Origin of the sequence: Streptomyces agglomeratus (assembly GCF_001746415.1) — a bacterium.
Lineage (GTDB): Bacteria > Actinomycetota > Actinomycetes > Streptomycetales > Streptomycetaceae > Streptomyces > Streptomyces agglomeratus.
The window spans coordinates 496,218-515,582 of record NZ_MEHJ01000002.1 but is presented as its reverse complement, the minus strand read 5'-3'; the positions used below and the strand labels follow the sequence as shown (position 1 = coordinate 515,582).

General features: G+C 67.9%; 14 protein-coding genes and 3 pseudogenes. All 17 read left to right on the top strand.

Annotation, left to right across the window (positions count from 1 at the left end):
• Window positions 1-22: 22 nt before the first annotated feature.
• Window positions 23-1,447 (top strand): IS701 family transposase, encoded by a 1,425-nt coding sequence (locus AS594_RS39025; RefSeq protein WP_069774837.1) that lies wholly within the window; start codon window positions 23-25, stop codon window positions 1,445-1,447.
• A 78-nt stretch (window positions 1,448-1,525) separates the two neighbouring features.
• Entirely contained in the window at window positions 1,526-2,866 is a 1,341-nt protein-coding gene (locus tag AS594_RS39020; protein ID WP_079144188.1) for an IS630 family transposase, read from the top strand.
• 87 nt (window positions 2,867-2,953) lie between these two features.
• A complete protein-coding gene (locus AS594_RS39015) occupies window positions 2,954-3,286 on the top strand; it encodes a glyoxalase superfamily protein (protein WP_069774802.1) in 333 nt (110 codons plus the stop codon).
• A 36-nt stretch (window positions 3,287-3,322) separates the two neighbouring features.
• Entirely contained in the window at window positions 3,323-4,456 is a 1,134-nt protein-coding gene (locus AS594_RS39010) for an IS630 family transposase (protein ID WP_240509384.1), read from the top strand.
• A 252-nt stretch (window positions 4,457-4,708) separates the two neighbouring features.
• Window positions 4,709-5,203, top strand: coding sequence for a hypothetical protein (locus tag AS594_RS39005; RefSeq protein ID WP_240509383.1), 495 nt, complete (start codon window positions 4,709-4,711; stop codon window positions 5,201-5,203).
• Window positions 5,200-7,383 carry a type IV secretory system conjugative DNA transfer family protein gene (locus AS594_RS39000; protein ID WP_069936163.1) on the top strand — a complete coding sequence of 728 codons (2,184 nt, stop codon included), beginning with the start codon at window positions 5,200-5,202 and terminating at the stop codon, window positions 7,381-7,383. The genes AS594_RS39005 and AS594_RS39000 overlap by 4 nt, the downstream gene beginning before the upstream one ends.
• Before the next feature lie 14 nt (window positions 7,384-7,397).
• Window positions 7,398-8,342, top strand: coding sequence for a replication-relaxation family protein (locus tag AS594_RS38995; protein ID WP_069936162.1), 945 nt, complete (start codon window positions 7,398-7,400; stop codon window positions 8,340-8,342).
• Between the two features lie 603 nt (window positions 8,343-8,945).
• A pseudogene (locus tag AS594_RS38990) lies at window positions 8,946-10,057 on the top strand (bifunctional DNA primase/polymerase).
• A pseudogene (locus AS594_RS38985) lies at window positions 10,054-11,558 on the top strand (DNA primase family protein). Before AS594_RS38990 ends, AS594_RS38985 begins: the two co-directional pseudogenes overlap by 4 nt.
• Window positions 11,555-11,956, top strand: a pseudogene (locus tag AS594_RS38980) (DUF6009 family protein). Before AS594_RS38985 ends, AS594_RS38980 begins: the two co-directional pseudogenes overlap by 4 nt.
• A 1,112-nt stretch (window positions 11,957-13,068) precedes the next feature.
• Window positions 13,069-13,518, top strand: a complete 450-nt coding sequence (locus AS594_RS38975; RefSeq protein ID WP_240509382.1) for a tetratricopeptide repeat protein — start codon at window positions 13,069-13,071, stop codon at window positions 13,516-13,518.
• Window positions 13,519-14,045: 527 nt separating this feature from the next.
• Complete coding sequence (locus tag AS594_RS38970; RefSeq protein ID WP_240509381.1) at window positions 14,046-14,420, top strand: ATP/GTP-binding protein; 375 nt, start codon at window positions 14,046-14,048, stop codon at window positions 14,418-14,420.
• Window positions 14,421-14,457: 37 nt separating this feature from the next.
• Window positions 14,458-15,147, top strand: a complete 690-nt coding sequence (locus tag AS594_RS47400; RefSeq protein WP_079148931.1) for an SAF domain-containing protein — start codon at window positions 14,458-14,460, stop codon at window positions 15,145-15,147.
• Window position 15,148: 1 nt separating this feature from the next.
• Entirely contained in the window at window positions 15,149-16,015 is an 867-nt protein-coding gene (locus AS594_RS38960; protein ID WP_069936158.1) for a CpaE/TadZ family protein, read from the top strand.
• Window positions 16,008-17,558 carry a TadA family conjugal transfer-associated ATPase gene (locus AS594_RS38955; protein WP_069936157.1) on the top strand — a complete coding sequence of 517 codons (1,551 nt, stop codon included), beginning with the start codon at window positions 16,008-16,010 and terminating at the stop codon, window positions 17,556-17,558. Before AS594_RS38960 ends, AS594_RS38955 begins: the two co-directional genes overlap by 8 nt.
• Window positions 17,555-18,469: a type II secretion system F family protein gene (locus AS594_RS38950; protein ID WP_079148930.1), complete on the top strand. Its 915-nt coding sequence runs from the start codon at window positions 17,555-17,557 to the stop codon at window positions 18,467-18,469. Before AS594_RS38955 ends, AS594_RS38950 begins: the two co-directional genes overlap by 4 nt.
• Entirely contained in the window at window positions 18,466-19,359 is an 894-nt protein-coding gene (locus tag AS594_RS38945) for a type II secretion system F family protein (RefSeq protein WP_069936156.1), read from the top strand. The genes AS594_RS38950 and AS594_RS38945 overlap by 4 nt, the downstream gene beginning before the upstream one ends.
• Window positions 19,360-19,365: the final 6 nt, after the last annotated feature.

Here is a 19,365-nt window from a genome sequence, read left to right as displayed (position 1 = left end):
GCCTCGCTGCCTGGGGGTTGTGATGACCCGTCGTGTGCCGTGCCCGCCGGCTCCTGGCCCGCTGGAAGCCTACGCCGCACGCTTCGATGACCTGCTCTCCACGCTGGCCCAGCGACGCGGGTTCCGTGAGTACCTCGCCGGGCTGCTGCTGCCGCGGGACCGCAACAAGACCCTGACCTGCCTGGCCGGCGCCGAGCCCGTGGCCGGAGCCCAGCACCCGGCGGTGCAGCGGCTGCAGTTCTTCCTCTCCGAGTCGACCTGGGACCACGAGCAGATCAACGCCCGCCGGTTGGAACTGCTGCTCGCCGACCCGGCGACCGAGCCGCACGCGGGCGGGGTACTGGTGATCGACGACTCGGGTGACCGCAAGGACGGGACCGCGACCGCGCATGTCGGGCGGCAGTGGCTGGGCCGACTGGGCAAGACCGACAACGGCATCGTCACCGTGACGACCTGCTGGGCCGACGAGAGCGTCTACTACCCGCTCCACGCGGTGCCCTACAGCCCCGCCCGTCACTTCCCCGCCGGCAAGAGCGACCCCGGCTTCCGCACGAAACTGCAGATCGCAGCCGAACTCGCCCGCACCGCCAAGACTGCCGGGGTGGCCTTCCGGGCCGTGGCCGCCGACTGCGCCTACGGCGACCAGGACGGCTTCCGCCGGCAACTCGGCGAGGCGGGTCTGCCGTTCGTCATGGCCCTCAAGCCGAGCCACGGCACGTGGGCCTACGGCAAGGATGCCTACACCCCCGTCGACGCCGCACGCGCACTGACCTGGACCAATCCCGAGCATCCCGGGGACTGGACCGCGGTTGAGCGGACTTTCCGCAACGGGCACACCGAGACCTGGTGGGCCGCCGACGCCCACCTCGGCTGGTGGGGTCCGGACGGAAACGTCCGCCTGGTCGTGGCCACCACCGACCCGGCCATCCTGCCCGCGCAGGCAACTTGGTACCTGGCCACCGACCTGCCCCGCCCCGGCGGCCCCCGTGAGGCCGACCACCCTCATCCCGCCGCTGACCTGCACGAAGTCGTGCGGATCTACGGCATCCGTCACTGGATCGAGCAGAGCTACAAACAGGTCAAGGACGAACTCGGATGGGCCGATTTCCAGGTCCGTTCCGACACCGCCATCCGCCGCCACCAGACACTGGTCACCTGCGCGTTCTCGTTCTGCTGGGACACCTGGTTCGCTCATCCGCCAGACCGGGAACCCGCCCCCGTCCCTGCGCTCCCGCCCGCCCCGACGCCGCCGGGACCGGCTGAGAGGGGGCCCAAGCAGACCCCACCAGCCCCAACCGGCCAGCTGGCCCAAGGCGATCCGAGCCGTCCGCGCCTGGCTCGCTCCCTGGACCAACCTCCAACGATGCTGGCACGCATGGACGAATGCACCCCCACCGCCCGAACTCCAAGCACTGATCAACGCCGTCGGCGCAGGCCACCCACTTGACCTCTACATCCCCGTCTAACAAACCACCGCTAGTGTCCTGCGCCAGAAATGGCGAGACTAAGTCTGTAGGCTGTTTTCATGGTGTCTCGGGGTCCTGGTGCTGTCGAAGTCGTGCTGTCTGCCGAGGAGCGGGCGGAGTTGGCGCGTTGGGCAGCGGGTGGTGCGGTGTCGGCTCGTGTGGCGGAGCGGGCCCGTATCATCCTGGCCTGTGCCGAGGGCGGCTCCAACACCGCTGTGGCGGCAGACTTCGGGGTGTCCACGGAGACGGTGCGTAAGTGGCGCTCGCGGTTCGCGGTCCGGCGGATGGCGGGCCTCGTGGACGAGCCTCGGCCGGGTCGGCGCAAACCGGAACTGGTACTCAGCGAGGCTGAGCGTGCGGAGCTGACGCGCTGGGTGCGGCGGGCGACGACCGCGCAGTTCCTGGCGCTGCGGGCGAGGATCGTGCTGCGGTGTGCGGAGGGCGGGACCAACAAGGAGGTCGCCGCCGAACTCGGCGTCGCACCGGGCACGGTGAACCGCTGGCGATCAAGGTTCATCCGGTTGCGGCTGGACGGGCTGATTGACGAGCCCCGCCCCGGCAGGCCGCCCTCGATCCTGCTGGACCAGGTGGAGGACGTGCTCACGGCGACGTTGGAGTCCACCCCGGGCAAGGACACCCACTGGTCGCGGGCCTCGATGGCGAAGCACTCCGGGCTGTCGAAGTCCACCATCGGGCGGATCTGGAAGAAGTTCGACATCAAGCCCCATCTCCAGGACGCGTTCAAGCTCTCCACCGACCCGCAGTTCGTCGCGAAGGTCGTCGACGTCGTCGGCCTGTACCACAACCCACCCGAAAAAGCGGTGGTGCTGTGCGTGGATGAGAAGAGCCAGATCCAGGCGCTGGACCGGTCCCAGCCGGTTCTGCCGATGATGCCCGGCATGCCCGAGCGGCGCACCCATGACTACTACAGGCACGGCATCACCAGCCTGTTCGCCGCCTTCAACATCGCCGACGGCAGCGTCATATCAGCACTGCACCGCCGCCACCGGGCCATCGAGTTCAAGAAGTTCCTGACCCGGATCGACAAGGTCGTGCCCGCCGGCCTCGACGTCCACCTGGTCTGTGACAATTACGCCACCCACAACACCGCCGAGATCAAGACGTGGCTGGGAAAACACCCGCGCTTCCACATCCACTTCACCCCCACCGGCTCCTCCTGGATGAACCAGGTCGAGCGGTGGTTCGGCCTGTTGACGGACAAGCTCATCCGCCGCGGCGTGCACACCTCCGTGAAGGCCCTCGAGCAAGACATCACGGCATGGATCGAGGGATGGAACGAGAACCCCAGGCCCTTCACCTGGACCAAGACCGCCGACGAGATCCTGAACTCCCTCGCCGACTACCTCACGAAAATCAACCCGCCAACCACTGAAACCTGAAACAGACTTAGTCTCGCCATTTCTGGCGCAGCACACTAGTGCCGCATCAGGCAACGTTCGCCCTGGGCGGTCTGCGACGATGACTCTATGGACGAGGAAGTCATCCCTATTCTTCGCGTCGAGGACGCTACGGCGGCGGTCGCTTGGTACGAGCGGCTGGGCTTCGCCAAGCAATGGGAACACCGTTTCGAACCGGGACTTCCTGCGTTCGTCGAGGTCGCCCGGGGCGGGGTGCGCTTGTTCTTGTCGGAGCACAAGGGCGACGCCCGTCCCGACACGTTGGTCTACCTACGCGTTCGTGATGTCGACGTCATCGCTTCCGAGTTCGGTGTGCAGGCAAAGGACGCTCCGTGGGCGCGTGAGATTGAGCTGCGCGACCCTGACAGCAACCGGCTTCGGATCGGCACGCCGACGGAATGACACTCGCTGGCAGCGCGCGGCAGGGAAGCTGTGCTGGTGGCTGAGCGAGTACGCGTCCGCGAGATCGATGACGACGAGGGACAGCGCCTGCTGCGGATCATCCGCCGGGGCAGCGGGTCGGTGGTGACGTGGCGGCGGGCACAGATGGTGCTGCTGTCCGCGCAGGGCATGTCCGCGGAGAAGATCGCCGAGGTGACGTTCACCAGCGCGGACCGGGTCCGGGATGTGATCCACAACTTCAACGCCGACGGCTTCGACTCCCTCTACCCGAAGTACAAAGGCGGTCGGCCCAGGACATTCACCCTGCCCGAGCGGCGTGAGATCAAGAAGATCGCCAAGTCCCGGCCGGCCGAGCACGGTCTGCCGTTCTCGACCTGGAGCCTGGCCAAGCTGGCCGACTTCCTGGTCGCCGAGGGGGTGGTCGACGACATCAGCCACGAGGGCCTTCGGGTTCTGCTCCGCGAGGAGGGCGTGTCGTTTCAACGCATAAAGACCTGGAAGACCTCCCGCGATCCCGACTACGCCACCAAGAAAGCCCGCGTCGAGCACCTCTACTCGATCGCCGACGGCGAGGTCATACCCGAGGACGGCGAACCCGAAATCGTCTTATGCCTGGACGAGTTCGGCCCGCTCAACCTCCAGCCCCACCCCGGCCGACAGTGGGCCGAGCGCGGAGGACGGCACAAGGACCCCGACCGGGAGCCGAGGCCCCGCAGGCGGGCGACCTACACCCGCCCGCACGGGGTCAGGCACCTGTTCGCCGCCTACGACCTCGGCAAAGACAAGCTCTACGGCCACATCAAACCGAAGAAGAACCGGACGAGGTTCCTGGAGTTCTGCCGCTACCTGCGCAGCCTCTATCCGCCGGAGATCCGCATCGCGATCGTGCTTGACAACTTCTCCCCGCACCTGACCACGAAGAAGGACAACCGGGTCGGCGACTGGGCCGCGGCCAACAACGTCGAGTTCGCCTACACGCCGACGAACAGCTCGTGGCTGAACCGCATCGAGGCCCAGTTCACCGCCCTGCGCTACTTCACCCTCGACGGCACCGACCACGCCAGCCACAAGGAGCAGGGCAGCATGATCCGTCGCTACACCATCTGGCGGAACCGTCATGCCGACGATCAACGGCTACGGGCCGTGGTCGACAGGGCGAACGTTGCCTGATGCGGCACTAGGACGGGACACGAGACCTGCTGTCTGGTCCACGTATCTCACCAAATCCAGTCCATGCGGGTCAACGTCTTCTGGACGACTGACTTCGTTGAGACAGAACAGCTATTAAGCAGAGGACCAGCCTGAAGGCAAAGAGCAGGCAAAGTATCGCGGGCGGTGTCTGAACCGGCGTTCCGGCCTGACTTGGTCCAGGTGGAGGGGTTTCCCCGCACCGACCAGGAGGCCACCGTGCAGGACATCGCTATGCCACGTACAACCGGCCCGGCGGCCGGCATGAACATCGCTGACCTGCCGGGCGCCCAAGTGCTCGTCAACACCGCCGACTGGGCCACCATGGCCGCCCCGTATCTGGCCGCGCTCTCTCCGGTCGCCCTGGCCACTTGGATCTTGGTTGCCGCGTGGCGCGCGCGGCTCGTACGGGACGTCCTCGCCGAACGGGTGACCGTCGAAGTGGTCCCCACCTCCACCTTCGACCCGAGCGAAGGCGAGGTCGGCCGGTGGGCGCGCCAGCTCGGCCGGGTCCATCAGTCCGCCGTTAGCGTCCCGGCCCGCGGCTCGGCCGCCCGGCTGCGCTACAGCGCCGAGGACGGCAAGATGCGCTGCTTCCTCGAAGGGCCGGTCACTGCGGCCGCCGTGCTGGCCATGCCGGGCTTCGCCGAAGTCGAAGTACGCGCCCACCGCACCCAGAAGGACATCCAGCCGGTCCGCTTCCACGCCCAAAGTGAGGGGGCGAAGTGACCGCCACCGTCAACTTCACCAAGCCCGGCACCGGCGACCATCGCCGTGGTCATTCCCGCCGCTACGTACAGCGCGTCGAACTGACCCTGGCGCTGCCCGACCAGAAGCCGCTCGCCTCGCTGGGCCTGAACCCGGACCCGCTCCAGCAATTGGCGGCCGCCATGGCTTCGGTACGCACCGAGGCTGGCGAGCAGGCCGACGTCGTCATCGACCTGGTTCCCGTCCGTGAGCGCCGGCTCGCCCGGCGCCGGCGCCGCCTGCTGTGGCAGTCCAAGCGCCGCGGGCCCTCCGCGTACGGGGAGCGCCTGACCGGCGGCCTCGGTGGGGGAGGGGCGTGGGAATCGGTCCTCGCAGCCTGGTCCGGCGGAACGACGTCCGGCGGCGGCCGCAGCGAGCGGCTGCCCCGCATGACCGACCTGCGGGACGGCGTCGGAAAGTTCGATCCGGCGGCGGCCGGCGCGGTGTTCGCCGTGCAGCTGCTGCTGCGTACCGAGGCCGCGCACCCGCAGGCGGCCCTGGCTCGCATGAACAAGCTGCTCGCGGCCTTCTCGGCCACCTCCGGCGAGAACTACCTCAAGCCCCGCCGGCCGCGCACCCGGTGGCGGATAACCCACTTCGACCGACGCTTCGTCACCGGCGAGTTCGCACCTTGGAAGCGGCAGTGGCTGACCGTGCCCGAGCTGGGCGGCTTCCTCAAGCCGCCCACGGTCAAGTGCCGCGCCTCCAGCGTGGTGCGCTCCGGCGGCCTGGTCCCGCCGGCGCCGTCGGACCTGCCTGTCTACACCGGCCAGCGGGACCTCGTCCCGCTCGGCGCCGTCACCTACCCGGACGGGCGGGAACGGATCGGTGCCGCCCGTGTCAGAGACCTTCTCTTCGGCCTGCAGCTGGGCAAGTCCGGCCACGGCAAGACCGAGGCCGCGCTGGTGCAGTGCATCGCCATGGCCCACTCCGGTTACGGGACCTGGTTCCTGGACCCTCACGGTGAAGGCTGGGCGAGGGCCAAGCCGTACCTGGCTCACTCCCAGATCGCCCCCCGGGTGTGGGAAATCAACCTGGCCAAGTCTGAGCCTGACCAGCTGGTTGCCTCGTGGAATCCGCTGTCGATGGAAGGCCGCACTCTCAGCGACGTCCAGGAGATCGTGCGTTCGGTCACCGAAGGCATCGCCGCGGCCCAGGACTGGGGCGACAGTGCACCACGCGCCCGTACGATCCTCGCCCGCGCTGCCCAGGCCCTGGCCCTGCTCAACCTTCAGGCGGTCCAGAGCGACGCTCTGGAAGCTCAGTGCACCCTGTTCCAGTTGCGGACCTGGCTGACGGATGAGGACTGGCGCGAGCCGTTGCTACGGAAGTTGCCGCAGCGGGTGCGTGACTACTGGGAGAAGACGTTTCCGAAGCTCGCCTCGGATGCCGTGCCGACCGTCACGTACGTCATGGACCGGCTCGACACCTCGCAGTCGTTGCAGGCGTTCTTCGGCTCGCCGCGCTCGGCGTACGACATCAAGCAGGCGATGGACACCAGTCGGGTGGTGTTCGTCTGCCCGTCCGGCTCCGAGAGCGACGCGCTGGTCAGCTGCCTGCTGATTCACGATCTGCACCGTGCCGGCCTGTCCCGGCAGGACACAGCACGAAAGGACCGGCGCACGTTCTGGGCGTGGGGGGACGAGCTGACCGCCCTGGACGCCTCCTCCAAGGGCTTCCTGGCCGCCATCGCCGAACAGCTGCGCAAGTACGAGGTCAGGTTCATCGGCATGACGCAGATGGCGCTTCGGCTGAGCGCGATCACGCGGCAGTCCCTGCTGCAGAACCAGTCCCTGCTGTCCACCTGTGCCGCGGACTACGACGAAGCGGCCTTTGTCGCCCGGAGGTGGAACGGGCACGTCAGCCCGGAGACCATCACCGAGCTGCCGAAATACCACTACGTCATGTCGATCAGCCTCAACGGCAAGCCGACCCAGCCCTTCCGGGTCCGAGGCCTTCCCGTCGAGGAGATCTTCGCCCACTACGACAACCCGGCCGGCGTCCCCGAGCTGAATCAGGCGATCGACACCAACCTTCGACGCCGCCCGGTCGCCGAGATCCTCGCCCAGCTTGAAGACCTGGACACAGAGATCCTCGCCCACCACACCGGTCGCCGCTCCGGCCCGGGCGCCGCAGGCGACCCCACCACCGTCATCGACTGAAAACGGAGACCGCGATGCCCTACCCCCACACCGGCCCCACGGGCCTGGGCCAGATTGCCCAGCAGGCCACCCAGGTCCTCTACCAGCACCGCCTGGTCTCGACGAGGCAGCTCCACCAGCTGATCACCCCGCACCACACACGCGCCGAGTACCTGCGCCGCCAGCTCCACACCCTGCGCACAACTGGCCTGGCCGAGACCGTCGGCCGTCGCGTCTCGGGCCAGACCGAGCTGCTGTGGTGGCTCACCGAGAAGGGTGCCTACGCAGTGGAATCGGTTGGACTGCTGCCGCAGCGTCCGTACCGCATGAGCCCGGAAGCGGCCCTCGGCCCTCTGCAGGAACACACCCTCGCCACCGTCGAGACGGGCCTGGCATTCGTCGACTGGGCGCGCCGGCTCGGTCACGAATGCGGACCTCTCGACTGGTCACCCGAAACGGCCCACTACTACCGCGACGACTCCCGGCCCGGTGAGGAACTCAGCCTCATCCCCGATGCCGTCCTCAACTACGTCCACACTGACCAGAAGGCAAAACAGCGCACCTTGCTCACGTACTTCATCGAAGTCGACCGCACACAGATGACCATCGCCCGCCTGGCTCAGAAGCTCCACGCCTACTCCGCCTACCACGAATACACTCCCCAGCCGCCCTCGGGCCGTGGCACCAAGGCAGGTCGGCGCACCACAACAACACCGGCCTGGCGCTACCGTTACCCGGCTTTCCCCCGCCTGCTCCTGGTCCTCACCGGCGCCTCCGCGTCACGGCTTACCCGGCGCATCGCCGACCTGCGAAGCCTCGCCGCCAGCGACCCAGCACTCGCCAACACCGGCCTACGGGCTGGCGTCACAACCCTTGACCAGCTCCAGCACCGCGGCCCCTTTGAGCCGATCTTCACCCCGGTCCTCGGGCCCGCCGACCCCTTGGACGCCTGGCTGCGGCCCCAGCCCGTCGCGGCCTGACCATCCTGATGAGGTCACACCTCCCGGGCAGCGGGCGCCCTCGCGTTCACAAGTTCAGCAGCGACCGAAGCGACCGAAGCGACCGAAGCGACTGTGGTGCAGAGTTGGACGCCCCGCCTGTTACGGCCCAGGGGACCGCAGTGGCGAGTCGCTTTGGTCACTGCCATCGCTGCCCAGCGACAGCGACTGAAAGGTCAGCGACCGAAGCGAAGCGACCCAGCAGGACTTGGTCGCTGACCTGCGCACTGGGAAAACAGCAGGTCAGCGAGCAGCGACCGAAGGCATCAGCGACTGAAGCGACTCTGGGTCCCTATATATGAGCCCAACCCTGTGTGTGCGTGTGCGTCATATATAGGAGGCTTCAGTCGCTTCAGTCGCTGTTTCGTGATCCATAAGCCTTTGACCTGCGCCTTTAGGAGCTCTGTCGGACAGCGACCGAAGACCTCTCAGTCGCTGGTCATTCTGCTGAGTCGCTGATGTGCCACGAAGATGGCCCCCTCGACACGGTCGGGCGCTTTTCCCCCCGGCTGCGCACTGGCTGTCCAGCGCTTCGCTAGTCTGTGTTCGTTGTTGAGTCGCTTCGGTCGCTGATAGGGGAAGCACATGCCTGCTGAGCTGCGGATTTCCCGTAGCGACTCAAGGCTGGCTAACCCTGCTGCCTCAGTCGCTCCCTCTCCGCTGGCCACAGCAAAGTGGTGCGCCAGCCGAGGATGGCCAGTCCACCCCCTCGCACCGGCCGTAAGTCGCCCGCCTCGAACTGCGCGGCCTGCCGAACCCCTGGCCACACACACCGCGACTGCCCCTGCTGCGCCGCTGGCCGCTGGTGCCACGGCTTTCATGCCGCCACGCTCGACCACAGCCTCATCGAGCAGTGGTGGGGTGGCAACCCCGACTTCGGTGTCGGAGTCGCCTGCGGCCCCGCAGGCCTGGTCGTCATCGACGTCGACGCCCATCCGCAGAAACCGCCCCAGCGAGACCAGTTGCTGCCAGGCATCCCGATCTCCGACCACGTGAACCTCACCGGGCTCGCGACCGGCTACCACACCTTGGCCGTCCTGGCGGCGCTACGCGGAGCCACCAGCCCCGCGGCCGACCAGAGCACCCTGCGCGTACAGACGCCCTCCGGAGGCCTGCACATCTGGTACCGCAACGCCGACGGCCGTAACTGGCAGTGCTCCACCGGCTCGGGTGGCGGACGCGCCCTCGCCTGGCAGGTCGATGTCCGGGCCCACGGCGAGTACATCATCGCCCCCGGCACCAAGACCAGTGCGGGCAGCTACGTACCGCTCGGAGACGTACGCGAGCCAGCGCCCCTGCCCTCGTGGCTCAGTCAGGAACTCGAACGCACTGGCCACCTGCCCGTCTCAACCATCCCGGCCCCGCGCCCCGTCCCCCCGCGGGCCCGTCAAGCGGTCATCGCCGAGGGCGGCGGACGGGACCGTGCCACCCGCACCCTGGCCACCGTCCTGGCTGAAGTCGCCGCCTGTGCCAACGTGACGGAAGGCGCCGGCTTCTCCGACAAACTCAACCGCGCCGCCTACACCATTGGCGGCCTGGTCGCGGCAGGCCACCTCAGCCAGGACGCCGCCGAGCAAACCCTGCGCGAGGTCGCCGCCATGACCCGCCCCGGCCAGGACCGTCGCTACGACCAAATCATCCGCAGCGGCATGACCGCTGGCTCCAGGCGCCCACTGGACCCCGGGAGCCGGACATGACATCGCCGAGCAACGACGGCTTCCTCTTCGAATTCGACCCCCAGGCCGTGGCCGCACAGATCCTCGCCCAAGCCTCAGCCCCCCTTCCCACACAAGCCGGGGAAAGACACCTTCCGCCCGCCGCTAACGGCTCCGCGTCGGCCGCAGGCCTGCTGCCGGACACCCTCTCCGACCGCGGCAACGCCAAACTGTTCGTCAAGCTGTACGCCAACGACTACCGGCACGTCCCCGGCCTGGGCTGGTACCGCTGGGACGCCACCCGCTGGCAGATGGACGAAGACGACGCCGTCGTCTGGTCCGCTGGAGACCTCGCTGAAAACCTTGCCACCCAGGACCCCCGAGGGATCTTCACCGCCGCCGAGCACTCTCCACATCCGGCATGAACGCCATGCTCGCCCAGGCAAAATCAGCGCCCGGCATGGTTCTCAACGCCTCCCTCCTGGACGCCGACCCCTACGCCCCGTGCACCCCCGCCGGCATCGTCGACCTCCGCACGGGACTGGTTCGCACCCCCGACCCCAACAAGGATTTCCACTCCCGTTCAACGTCCACCGGCCCAGCCCAGGAACGCACGCCCCGCTGGAACCGTTTCCTCGCCGACACCTTCGGTGACGACGAGGAAGGCGCGGAAATGATTGCCTTTCTGCGCCTGCTGCTGGGCTACTCCATCACCGGCGACGTCGGAGCACAGGTAATGCCGTTCCTGTTCGGCAGCGGCAAGAACGGCAAGTCCGTCCTGCTCGACGTACTGATGAAACTGCTCGGGGACTACGCCAACGCCGCCCCGCCCGGCTTCCTCATGGCCCGCCCTTACGAAGGCCACCCCACCGACCTGGCAGAGCTCCACGGCCGGCGCGTCATCGTGTGCTCCGAGGTCAAACACGACGACAAATTCGACGAGGCACGCGTCAAGCTCCTCACCGGCGGCGACCGGATCAAAGCCCGCCGGATGCGACAGGACTTCTTCAGCTTCTCCCCCACCCACAAGCTTTGGCTGCTCGGCAACCACCGCCCCGAAGTCGGCACCGGAGGATTCGCGTTCTGGCGCCGCATGAGACTGATCCCCTTCGAGCGCGTCGTCTCCGACGACCGAAAAATCGACAACCTCGCGGATATCCTGGTTGCCGAAGAAGGCCCCGGAATCCTCAACTGGCTCATCGAAGGCGCCCGCCGCTACCTCGCCGGCGACAAGGACCTCACCCCCCCCCAGCGCGTACGCATCGCCACCACCGCGTACGCCGAAACCGAAGACCACACCGGCCGCTTCCTCGACGAATGCTGCGCCCTCAACCCCGAACACCGTGCTGAACAGGCCCGCCTCTACGCCGCTTACAAAACGTGGTGCCAGAATGAAGGGGCACCCGCCGTATCGTCCCGAGCGTTCGCTTCCCGGGTCCGCGAAGCGGTCGGACTGGCCTCGCCCAAGGAAATGATCCTGTCCAACCAGCGCAAGTACTACCCAGGCATCGGACTGCTCGCCGACGAGGAGACAGCATCATGAGCTCCCTCATCACCGAGGACGAGATCAGCCACGAGACCGATTTCGTCTGGCTCGAGGACACCGCCGGCCTCGACTACGTCCGCCAGAGCCTGGACCGGCTACCGACTCGCCGCGGCAAGCCTGCCTAGCACCGGGACGGACGCATGGTCGGATACGCCATCCTCGGCCCCACAGCCAAGGCGTCCCGTAGCTCAGGCACCTTCCGCCGCCGCGTGTTCTGGCTTCTGCCCCACGACCGAGACAGCGACCCCGACGGCGTGTATTCCACCGGCGCCCCCGCCGAAGCAATTGATCCCCGCACCCTCACCCCGACCAGCAAGGGACGCAAGACCGAACGCTCCGAGGGCGGCCCACCCTCTTCGGCCATGCAAGAGCTCGGAATAACGCTTCCACTATGAGCACCGGCGACGCGGTGTGATGCCGGGCACCACTGCATGCGTCCCGACTGGCAGTGTGGCCAGTCGCCAGGCGTGACCGGTCGGGCTTTACGCAGAGCGGTAGTTATTGGGACATACCGGCGAGCTGTCGGTGCGGAGCTCCTGCGTGTCGGCTTCGTCCAAGCGAGCCTCCGGCAGGTTGGCACGTCGGTCCCTCGCAGTATCGCTGGCGCAAGCCGGCACCGCCTCTGCAGCTGAGCTCCGTGGAGCCCAGCATCCACCATCCCGGTGTCCACGAGTGGGCTGCATTCGAGATTGACGCCCACCATTCAGGTCCGAGCAGGGGGTACCGCAGGTTGGCGTCCGCCAGCTGCGCTCCGGGCAGATACGCCCGGCGGAGGTCTATCAGCGTCTGCTCGTCAGAACTCGCTGGCCACCTGCCCAGCACCCGCATGGCAGGCCGTACCAGCTGGTCTCCCCCACGCCGCGGCCGCCCGCTCCCAAATGCGCATCGCTCTACACGCGGCCCTCGGCCCGCGGGATCCGCCCCAGCTCGACCTGGGGCGGATCCCGCTACGCCCAGATCCAGGGATGGAACTGCGCGCTGTGCGCTGCTCGGCTCTGCCTTTCTGTACTGACAGCGGACTGCTGCAGATGCCAACGGAACTGTGGGCCTGCGTTCCGAAGTGCCGATGAGTCGACATTTGCACCGCTCGGAGTTCGTTGTTGCTCGTTCCGCTGGAGGGGAAGGTGGGCGGGACTCGAGCCTGTCATCCCGTCGCGCGGAAATGTGACGCACTGGCACCCACTGCCGTTCTGGTTGACCACGAACGGGCTGGGCTATTGGCGGATCTTTGCGTAACGTATGGGAACTGACCGACAGCTTAAGGCGGTTGGGACCGCTACGGGGCCGTCACCGTGTGCAGTATGCCGCTGGTCGACAGGCTCCGTTGCACGACACACGGGGAGGCGCTGTGGCACCGTCGGCACGATCAGGCCGAGCACTACTTCGCGAACGGAATGGCAAGCGATCTGCGGCTCTGCTCTTCGTAGCCTGCGTCTTGATTGCCACGTCGGCTTGTAATTCCGACGGCTCGGACGACAACAAGGCGAAGGCGTCCTCGACGCCATCCGTGAGCCAGCCCCCCAAGCCGACAAACCCGAGGGAGACTGCCAAAAAAGAGGTCATCAGCACATACAAGGCTTACTGGCAGGAGATGGAGAAGCTGTACGCCGACCGCAGCGGCAAGGACGCGGAACTAAAGAAGTACGCCGCTGCGCTCGCTCTGATCCGAGCAGAGGCGGACGCTAGGCGCGCTCACGACGAAAACCTGATCCACACAGGCCAGGTCACCGTTGGAACCCCTACGGTGACCAAGCTCGACATCGACCGGAAGGTGCCCAACGCCACGATCAGCAGTTGCCTGGACATCTCCCACTGGGACGTTGTCGACACCGGTACCAAGAAGCCCGTGAGCTTGCCGTCCAATCGTCTGACGAAGTACGTCATCGTCAGCACAGTGGAGCGCTGGCCTGAGGGATGGCGCGTCATCAAGGATGAGCCGCAGGACAAGCCATGCTGACTGGTCGACGACATCTAACGGCGGCCCTCGCCATCATCGTCATAGCGATCCCCCAGGCCCGGGCTGTGGAAAGCCCATTAGCCGACGGTAAAGGAGGGGCGAAGTGCGGAGTCTACATGTGTCGGGTCGACGCGTTTGACCCTGGCACCTCCGGCTCCGGCAAGCCAAGTGATGGCAGCGGCACCGGCCAGGCCGGAAACGGTAGCGGTAAGGGGGCGAAGGCGAGCACTCCCAAGCAGGTGTGCAAGACGGAGAAGCTGGATCCCCAGCCGCCCGCTGGCAGCAGTGTTTGGGGAGGTCACGACCCGAAGGACGGCGGAGCCATTTACCTCCGCTCCTGTGTCTTCACCATGGAATCCGGGGCAACCACCGTCATTGACGACGCGGTATATGGCGGCCCCGGCGGGCCTCCGGCTGCCCCGCCGGTCGACCCCGCGGTTGTCGCGCAGCAGGCAGTCGACAAGATGGTCCTTCGCGGTCCTGAGATCGGCATCACCCCCAAGCCTGGTGGCAAAGGCGTGGTCGGCATGCCCGTATACCTCTGGACGGAGACGGGCCAAGAGACGTACGGGCCGAACACGGCGAGCGCCACCGCCGGCGCGGTCACGGTTACCGCGACCGCGAAGGTCAGCAAGATCGTGTGGACGATGGGTGACGGGAAGACCGTCACTTGCACCACGGCCGGTACGCCTTACAAGGCCGCGTACGGCAAGAAGCCCTCCCCCGATTGCGGGCACCGCTACAACGTTCCCTCATCGACGACCGCAGCCGGGCAGTTCCATGTCACCGCCACGTCCACCTGGACCATCGACTGGGCCGGCGGCGGCCAGAGCGGCCAGCTGACCGAGGTCCGCGACAACGCGGTGGACATCACCGTCGCCGAGGTTCAGGTCCTCAACTAGCCGCCATCGCATCAGCACTTGAGAGGCTCTTCACCGCATGGATTCCCCCGCTGCGCCGTCGGTGCCGCGCCCGGCCGCCCCGGTCCGCCCTGAGGTCCCCATCACCACCACCGCCCCGGTTAAGCGGGAGCGCCGCTGGTCGGTGGCCGCCTTGTGCATCGTCCTTGCTGTGCTTGCCGGCTTGGGCGCGGCCGCGGCGGTCACCTCCGCCAGCGATCGCACCCGGGTCCTAACCATCGCCCGTGATGTTCCGGCCGGGCAAGCCCTGACAGATGCGGACTTGGCGGTGGCGGAAGTATCTGCCGATGCCGCCTTGTCTCCAGTGCCTGCGGCTGACAAGGCTTCTGTGGTCGGCAAGCGGCCGGCCGTTGACCTGCGTAAGGGCGGGATGCTGACCACTTCCCAGCTCGCCGCCGGCACCGGTCTCGGTGATGACGAGCAGCAGGTGGGTGTGCAGGTGAAGCGCGGTCAGGCCCCGGCCGGCACCCTGGCCCCCGGGGACAAGGTCCTCGCGGTCACCACGCCCGCCCAGGGGGAGCAGCAGAGCAGTAAGGAGGCCGAGGCGCCGCCGTCGACTCTCGACGCCACGGTTGTGAACGTCTCGCGCCCGGACGCCTCGGGAACGGTCGTCGTCAATCTCGCGGTTGCCACCACGGACGGCCCGCTGCTCGCCACCCGAGCCGCGCAGGGCCGTATCGCGCTGGTCCGCGAACCGCGGAGTAGTTGACATGCCGGTCACCGCGCTCGTCTCAGCGAAATCATCCGGCGTCACGACCGCTGCCCTGGCCCTCACTCTCGCCTCCAAGCGGCCCTCGCTGCTCGCCGAGTGTGACCCGGCTGGCGGCACGATAAGGGCGGGTTTCCTTCAAGGCCAGGTTGATGCGGGATACGGCCTCTACCACCTGGCGGCCGCTGAACGCACCGGCTCGGACGCGCTCGCCAACGCCTTCGCCAGTCACCTGTGGCCCATGGACGAGGCCGGCCATCGCAAGTTGCTGCCCGGTCTGACAGACCCGGCCCAGGCTGCGGCGCTCGGCCGGACCTGGCCGGCGCTGTCCGAAGTGATGCACGTGTTGGCGGAGGAGGCGGGTTATGACGTCTTCATCGACGCCGGCCGTCTGGTTCTGGAGTCCGGGCACTTGCACACCACACTGACCCCCGCCCCGCTTCTGCATCAGGCCGACCTTGTTCTGCTGGTCGTGCGCTGCACCGAACAGTCCCTGACCCTCGCCCGACACCTCGCCGACCCGCTGCGCACCGAACTAGCTGAGCGCGGTTCCGGCCCTGAAGCGCTCGGTCTGCTGCTCATCGAGGATGGCCCGTACCGGGCGCATCAGGTCGCTGAAGCGCTCAAGGTCCCCGTGCTGGCCGCGCTGCCCTTCGACCGGGACACGGCCGCCTACTTCACCAATGGCGGGCGTCCACCCCGCGGCTACGGCCGCAGCCCGCTGCTGCGCCACGCGCGCACGGCCACGGGCCAGTTCGAAGCGACTGTGTCCCGCCGGAAGATTCAGCAGCAGTATCCGCCGCGCGCGGCCAACCCGCAGCTGGCTGGCGTTCTTGAGCGGCTGACCAGCGGAGGCAAGCGTGGCTGACATCCAACAGCGCCCCGGAATCAACGGCGCCCCGGCGCCTATGGGCCGCGACGACATCGCTGGCCTGCTCGCGGGAAGGATCGGCCAACGACGTCCTACCCAGCCAGAGCAGCCCCCCGCGAAGACGTCCCAGACGCCGGCGGCGGCGAGTCCGGCCGCGGTGCCGAGGCTGGCGGGTTTGCCTGGCGAGATCCCGGTCGGCTGGGAAGTCATCGAAGATCTCCAGGCCGATGTGTCCAAGCAACTGAGCGCCGAGGACCCCAACAAGCTGCTCGAAGAGACCGACCGCCGGGCCCTGGCCAAGAGGCTGGTGCGCAACACGGTCGCCGACTGGGCCACCAAGTACGCCCAAGGCCACGCCCCGCTGACGGCCGAGCAGGAGACGGCAATCGGGACCGCCGTCTTCGACAGCATGTACCGCGGCGGGCGCTTGCAGTCCCTGCTCGACCAGGACGGTGTCGAAGACGTCATGGTCGACGGCCTGCGCGCCCACGTGGAGTATCACGACAAGCCCCGCCGCACGATCGAGCGCGTTGCCGACAGCCACGAAGAACTGATCACCTGGGTCAACCGGATGGCAAGGTTGTCCGGTCACGGCGAGCGCGCCCTGACCCAGGCCACCCCCATGGTCGGGTTTCGCATGCCCGACGGCTCCCGCGTCACGGCGAGCCTGCTCACCAGCCGGCCCTCCGTCGTCATCCGCCGCCACCGCATCCGCCAGCACGGCATCGCAGAACTCACACAGTGGGGTTCCATCAACCCCCTGCTGGAAGCGTTCTTGACCGCGTGCGTCCAGGCGAAGATGAACGTCCTCGTCGTCGGCGACATGGGCGCCGGCAAGACTTCGTTGCTGCGCGCCCTGGGCCGGGAAATCCCGCCGGCGGAGCGCGTGGTCACCCTGGAGTCCGACCGGGAACTCTACCTGGACGAACCCGGGCCCAAGCCCGGACCGATCACCTTCGCATTCGAGGCCCGGCAGTCCAACGGTGAGCGCCACGGCGACAAGATGGCCGGCGAAGTCACCATCTCCGACATGTTCGCCACCGCGCTGCGCTTCAACGCGACCCGGGTGATCGTCGGTGAAGTCCGCAGCACGGAGATCGTGCCGATGCTGCAGGCGATGTCCGCCGGCGGATCGGGGTCGATGTGCACCCTGCACGTGCGCCGCCCGCACGCCATCGTCTCCCGCCTGGTCCAGCTGTGCACGGAAGCCGGCATGCAGACCGAGGCAGCGCACCACCTCATCGCCTCGTCCATCGACGTCGTCGTCTACCTCACCTACCTGGACGAGACCGCCGTCGGCGGCCGCAAGCACCGGTTCGTCTCCCACATCTACGAAGTCCACGACGTCGTCGGTGAAGGCGGACGCCCCACCACCACCGAACTCTTCGCCCCGCACGGCGCGGAGATCCGGGCGGTCTACAAGAACATGCCGTCCTTCATCGACGACCTTGAGCGCACCGGCCGGTTCCACCGCCAGTGGCTGACCGACAACCCCCACGGCGCGTGGGGACCGGCCCTGCAGACAGTGGGGAAGCGATGACCACCTCACAGCTCGCCCTGCTCGCCGCCTGCTGCGCCGCCGTCGCCCTTATGGCACTGGTGGCCGCCGTGCGGGAGATCCGCGGCCGCATCCCCGACCCGGTCAAGCCCACCTCCCGCACGGCCGGCCGCATCCAGCGCGCGAAGGCAGAACTTCCGCAGAAGTGGCAACACCGCTGGCGCCACCTGGTCACCGCCGCCGGCATCGTCACCCTCGTGGTGTGGGCATGGACCGGATGGCCCGTCCACGGGATCCTGGCCGGCTCAGCCGTCCTCGGCCTGCCCTACATCCTCAACCCCGGCACCGCGGCAACCCTGCGCATCGAGCGCCTGGAAGCCCTCGGACAGTGGCTCAACCACCTGGCAGGCGTCCACACCGCCGGCATCAGCCTGCCCCAGACCATCCGGGCTTCCGCGAAGAACGCGCCCGCGCCGATCGCCCCGAACGTGCGGGCCCTGGCCGACCGGCTGCGTTCCGGCGCCGAGGCCCAGGACGCTTTCGCCCTGTTCGCCGACGAGCTCGCCGACGGCGTCTCCGACCACGTGGTCCTGCTCTTCCAGTCCCACGCCGTATACAAGGGACCTGGCCTGTCCGACGCCCTCGAGGCCCTGGCCATCACCATCCACCAGCAGGCCGCCGACGCACGCGACATCGAGGCCGACCGCGCCAAGGTCCGCAAATCCTCGCGCATGGTCTCGGTCGTCATCTGCGTCGTCGTGGTCGGCTGCATGCTCAACGACGCCTGGTCCGGCTGGTACCAGTCCCCCCTCGGTCAGATCGTCCTCGCCGCACTCGGCGGCCTGTTCGCCTGGACCCTCTCGTGGCTGCGCCGCATCGCCCGCACCAAGCCCGACCCCCGCCTGCTGGACCCGCTGCCCGCCACCCAACTCAGCACCGGAGGGGCCGCATGATCCCCATGGAAGCCGTGCTGCCCGCAGCCGCCGCCGGCGCCCTGATCGGCCTGGCCGTACGCGCCGCCTGGCCCGCCCGCCCCGACCTGGCCAGCACACTGGACCGGCTCGACGCCAGCAAAGTCGCCACCCTCCTGCCCGCCGCCGGACCCGACCGCACCGGCTCACTGCCCGAACGCGTCGGAGCCCGGCTGCTCGGCGAACTCGGCGGCCGCCTCACCCTGCCCCTCAAAGACCTCAACCTGCTGCGCATCAGCCCGGCCGAACACCTCGGCAAACGCTTCCTCTTCGCCCTCTACGGCCTGCTGCTCCCACAGCTCCTCCAGGCCCTGCTGGCCCTGGCCGGCGCCGGGTTCCCGTACGCGGTACCCGTCCTGCTCTCACTCGCCCTAAGCGGACTGTTCTGGTTCTGGCCAGCCAAAGAGGTCGCCCGCAATGCGGCCGCCGCCCGCCTGGTCGTCCGGCACGCCGCCGCCTCCTACCTGGAGCGCGTGGCCTTGGCCCGTATCGCCAACAGCGGCGCGGCACAGGCCCTGACCCAAACCGCGGAGGTCGGCGACGGCTGGATCTTCGTACGGATCCGACAGGTCTTCCACCAGGCCGAGCTCGCCGGCGTCACCGTGTGGGATGCCCTCAAGCAACTCGGAGAGGAACTCGACATCGCCGAGCTGACCCGCCCAGCCGACACGCTCGCCCTCGCAGGCGACGGCGCAGCCGTCTACACCACCCTCCAGGCCCAGGCCCGCCAGCTGCGGATCGCGCTGCTGACGGACTCCAAAGCGCAGGCCAACGCGGCGAGCGCCGCGATGATCCTGCCCGTCACCTTCGGCGTCATCCTGATGCTGATCTTCGTGATGATCCCGATCACCATCACCATCCTCGGCAGCTGAACACAA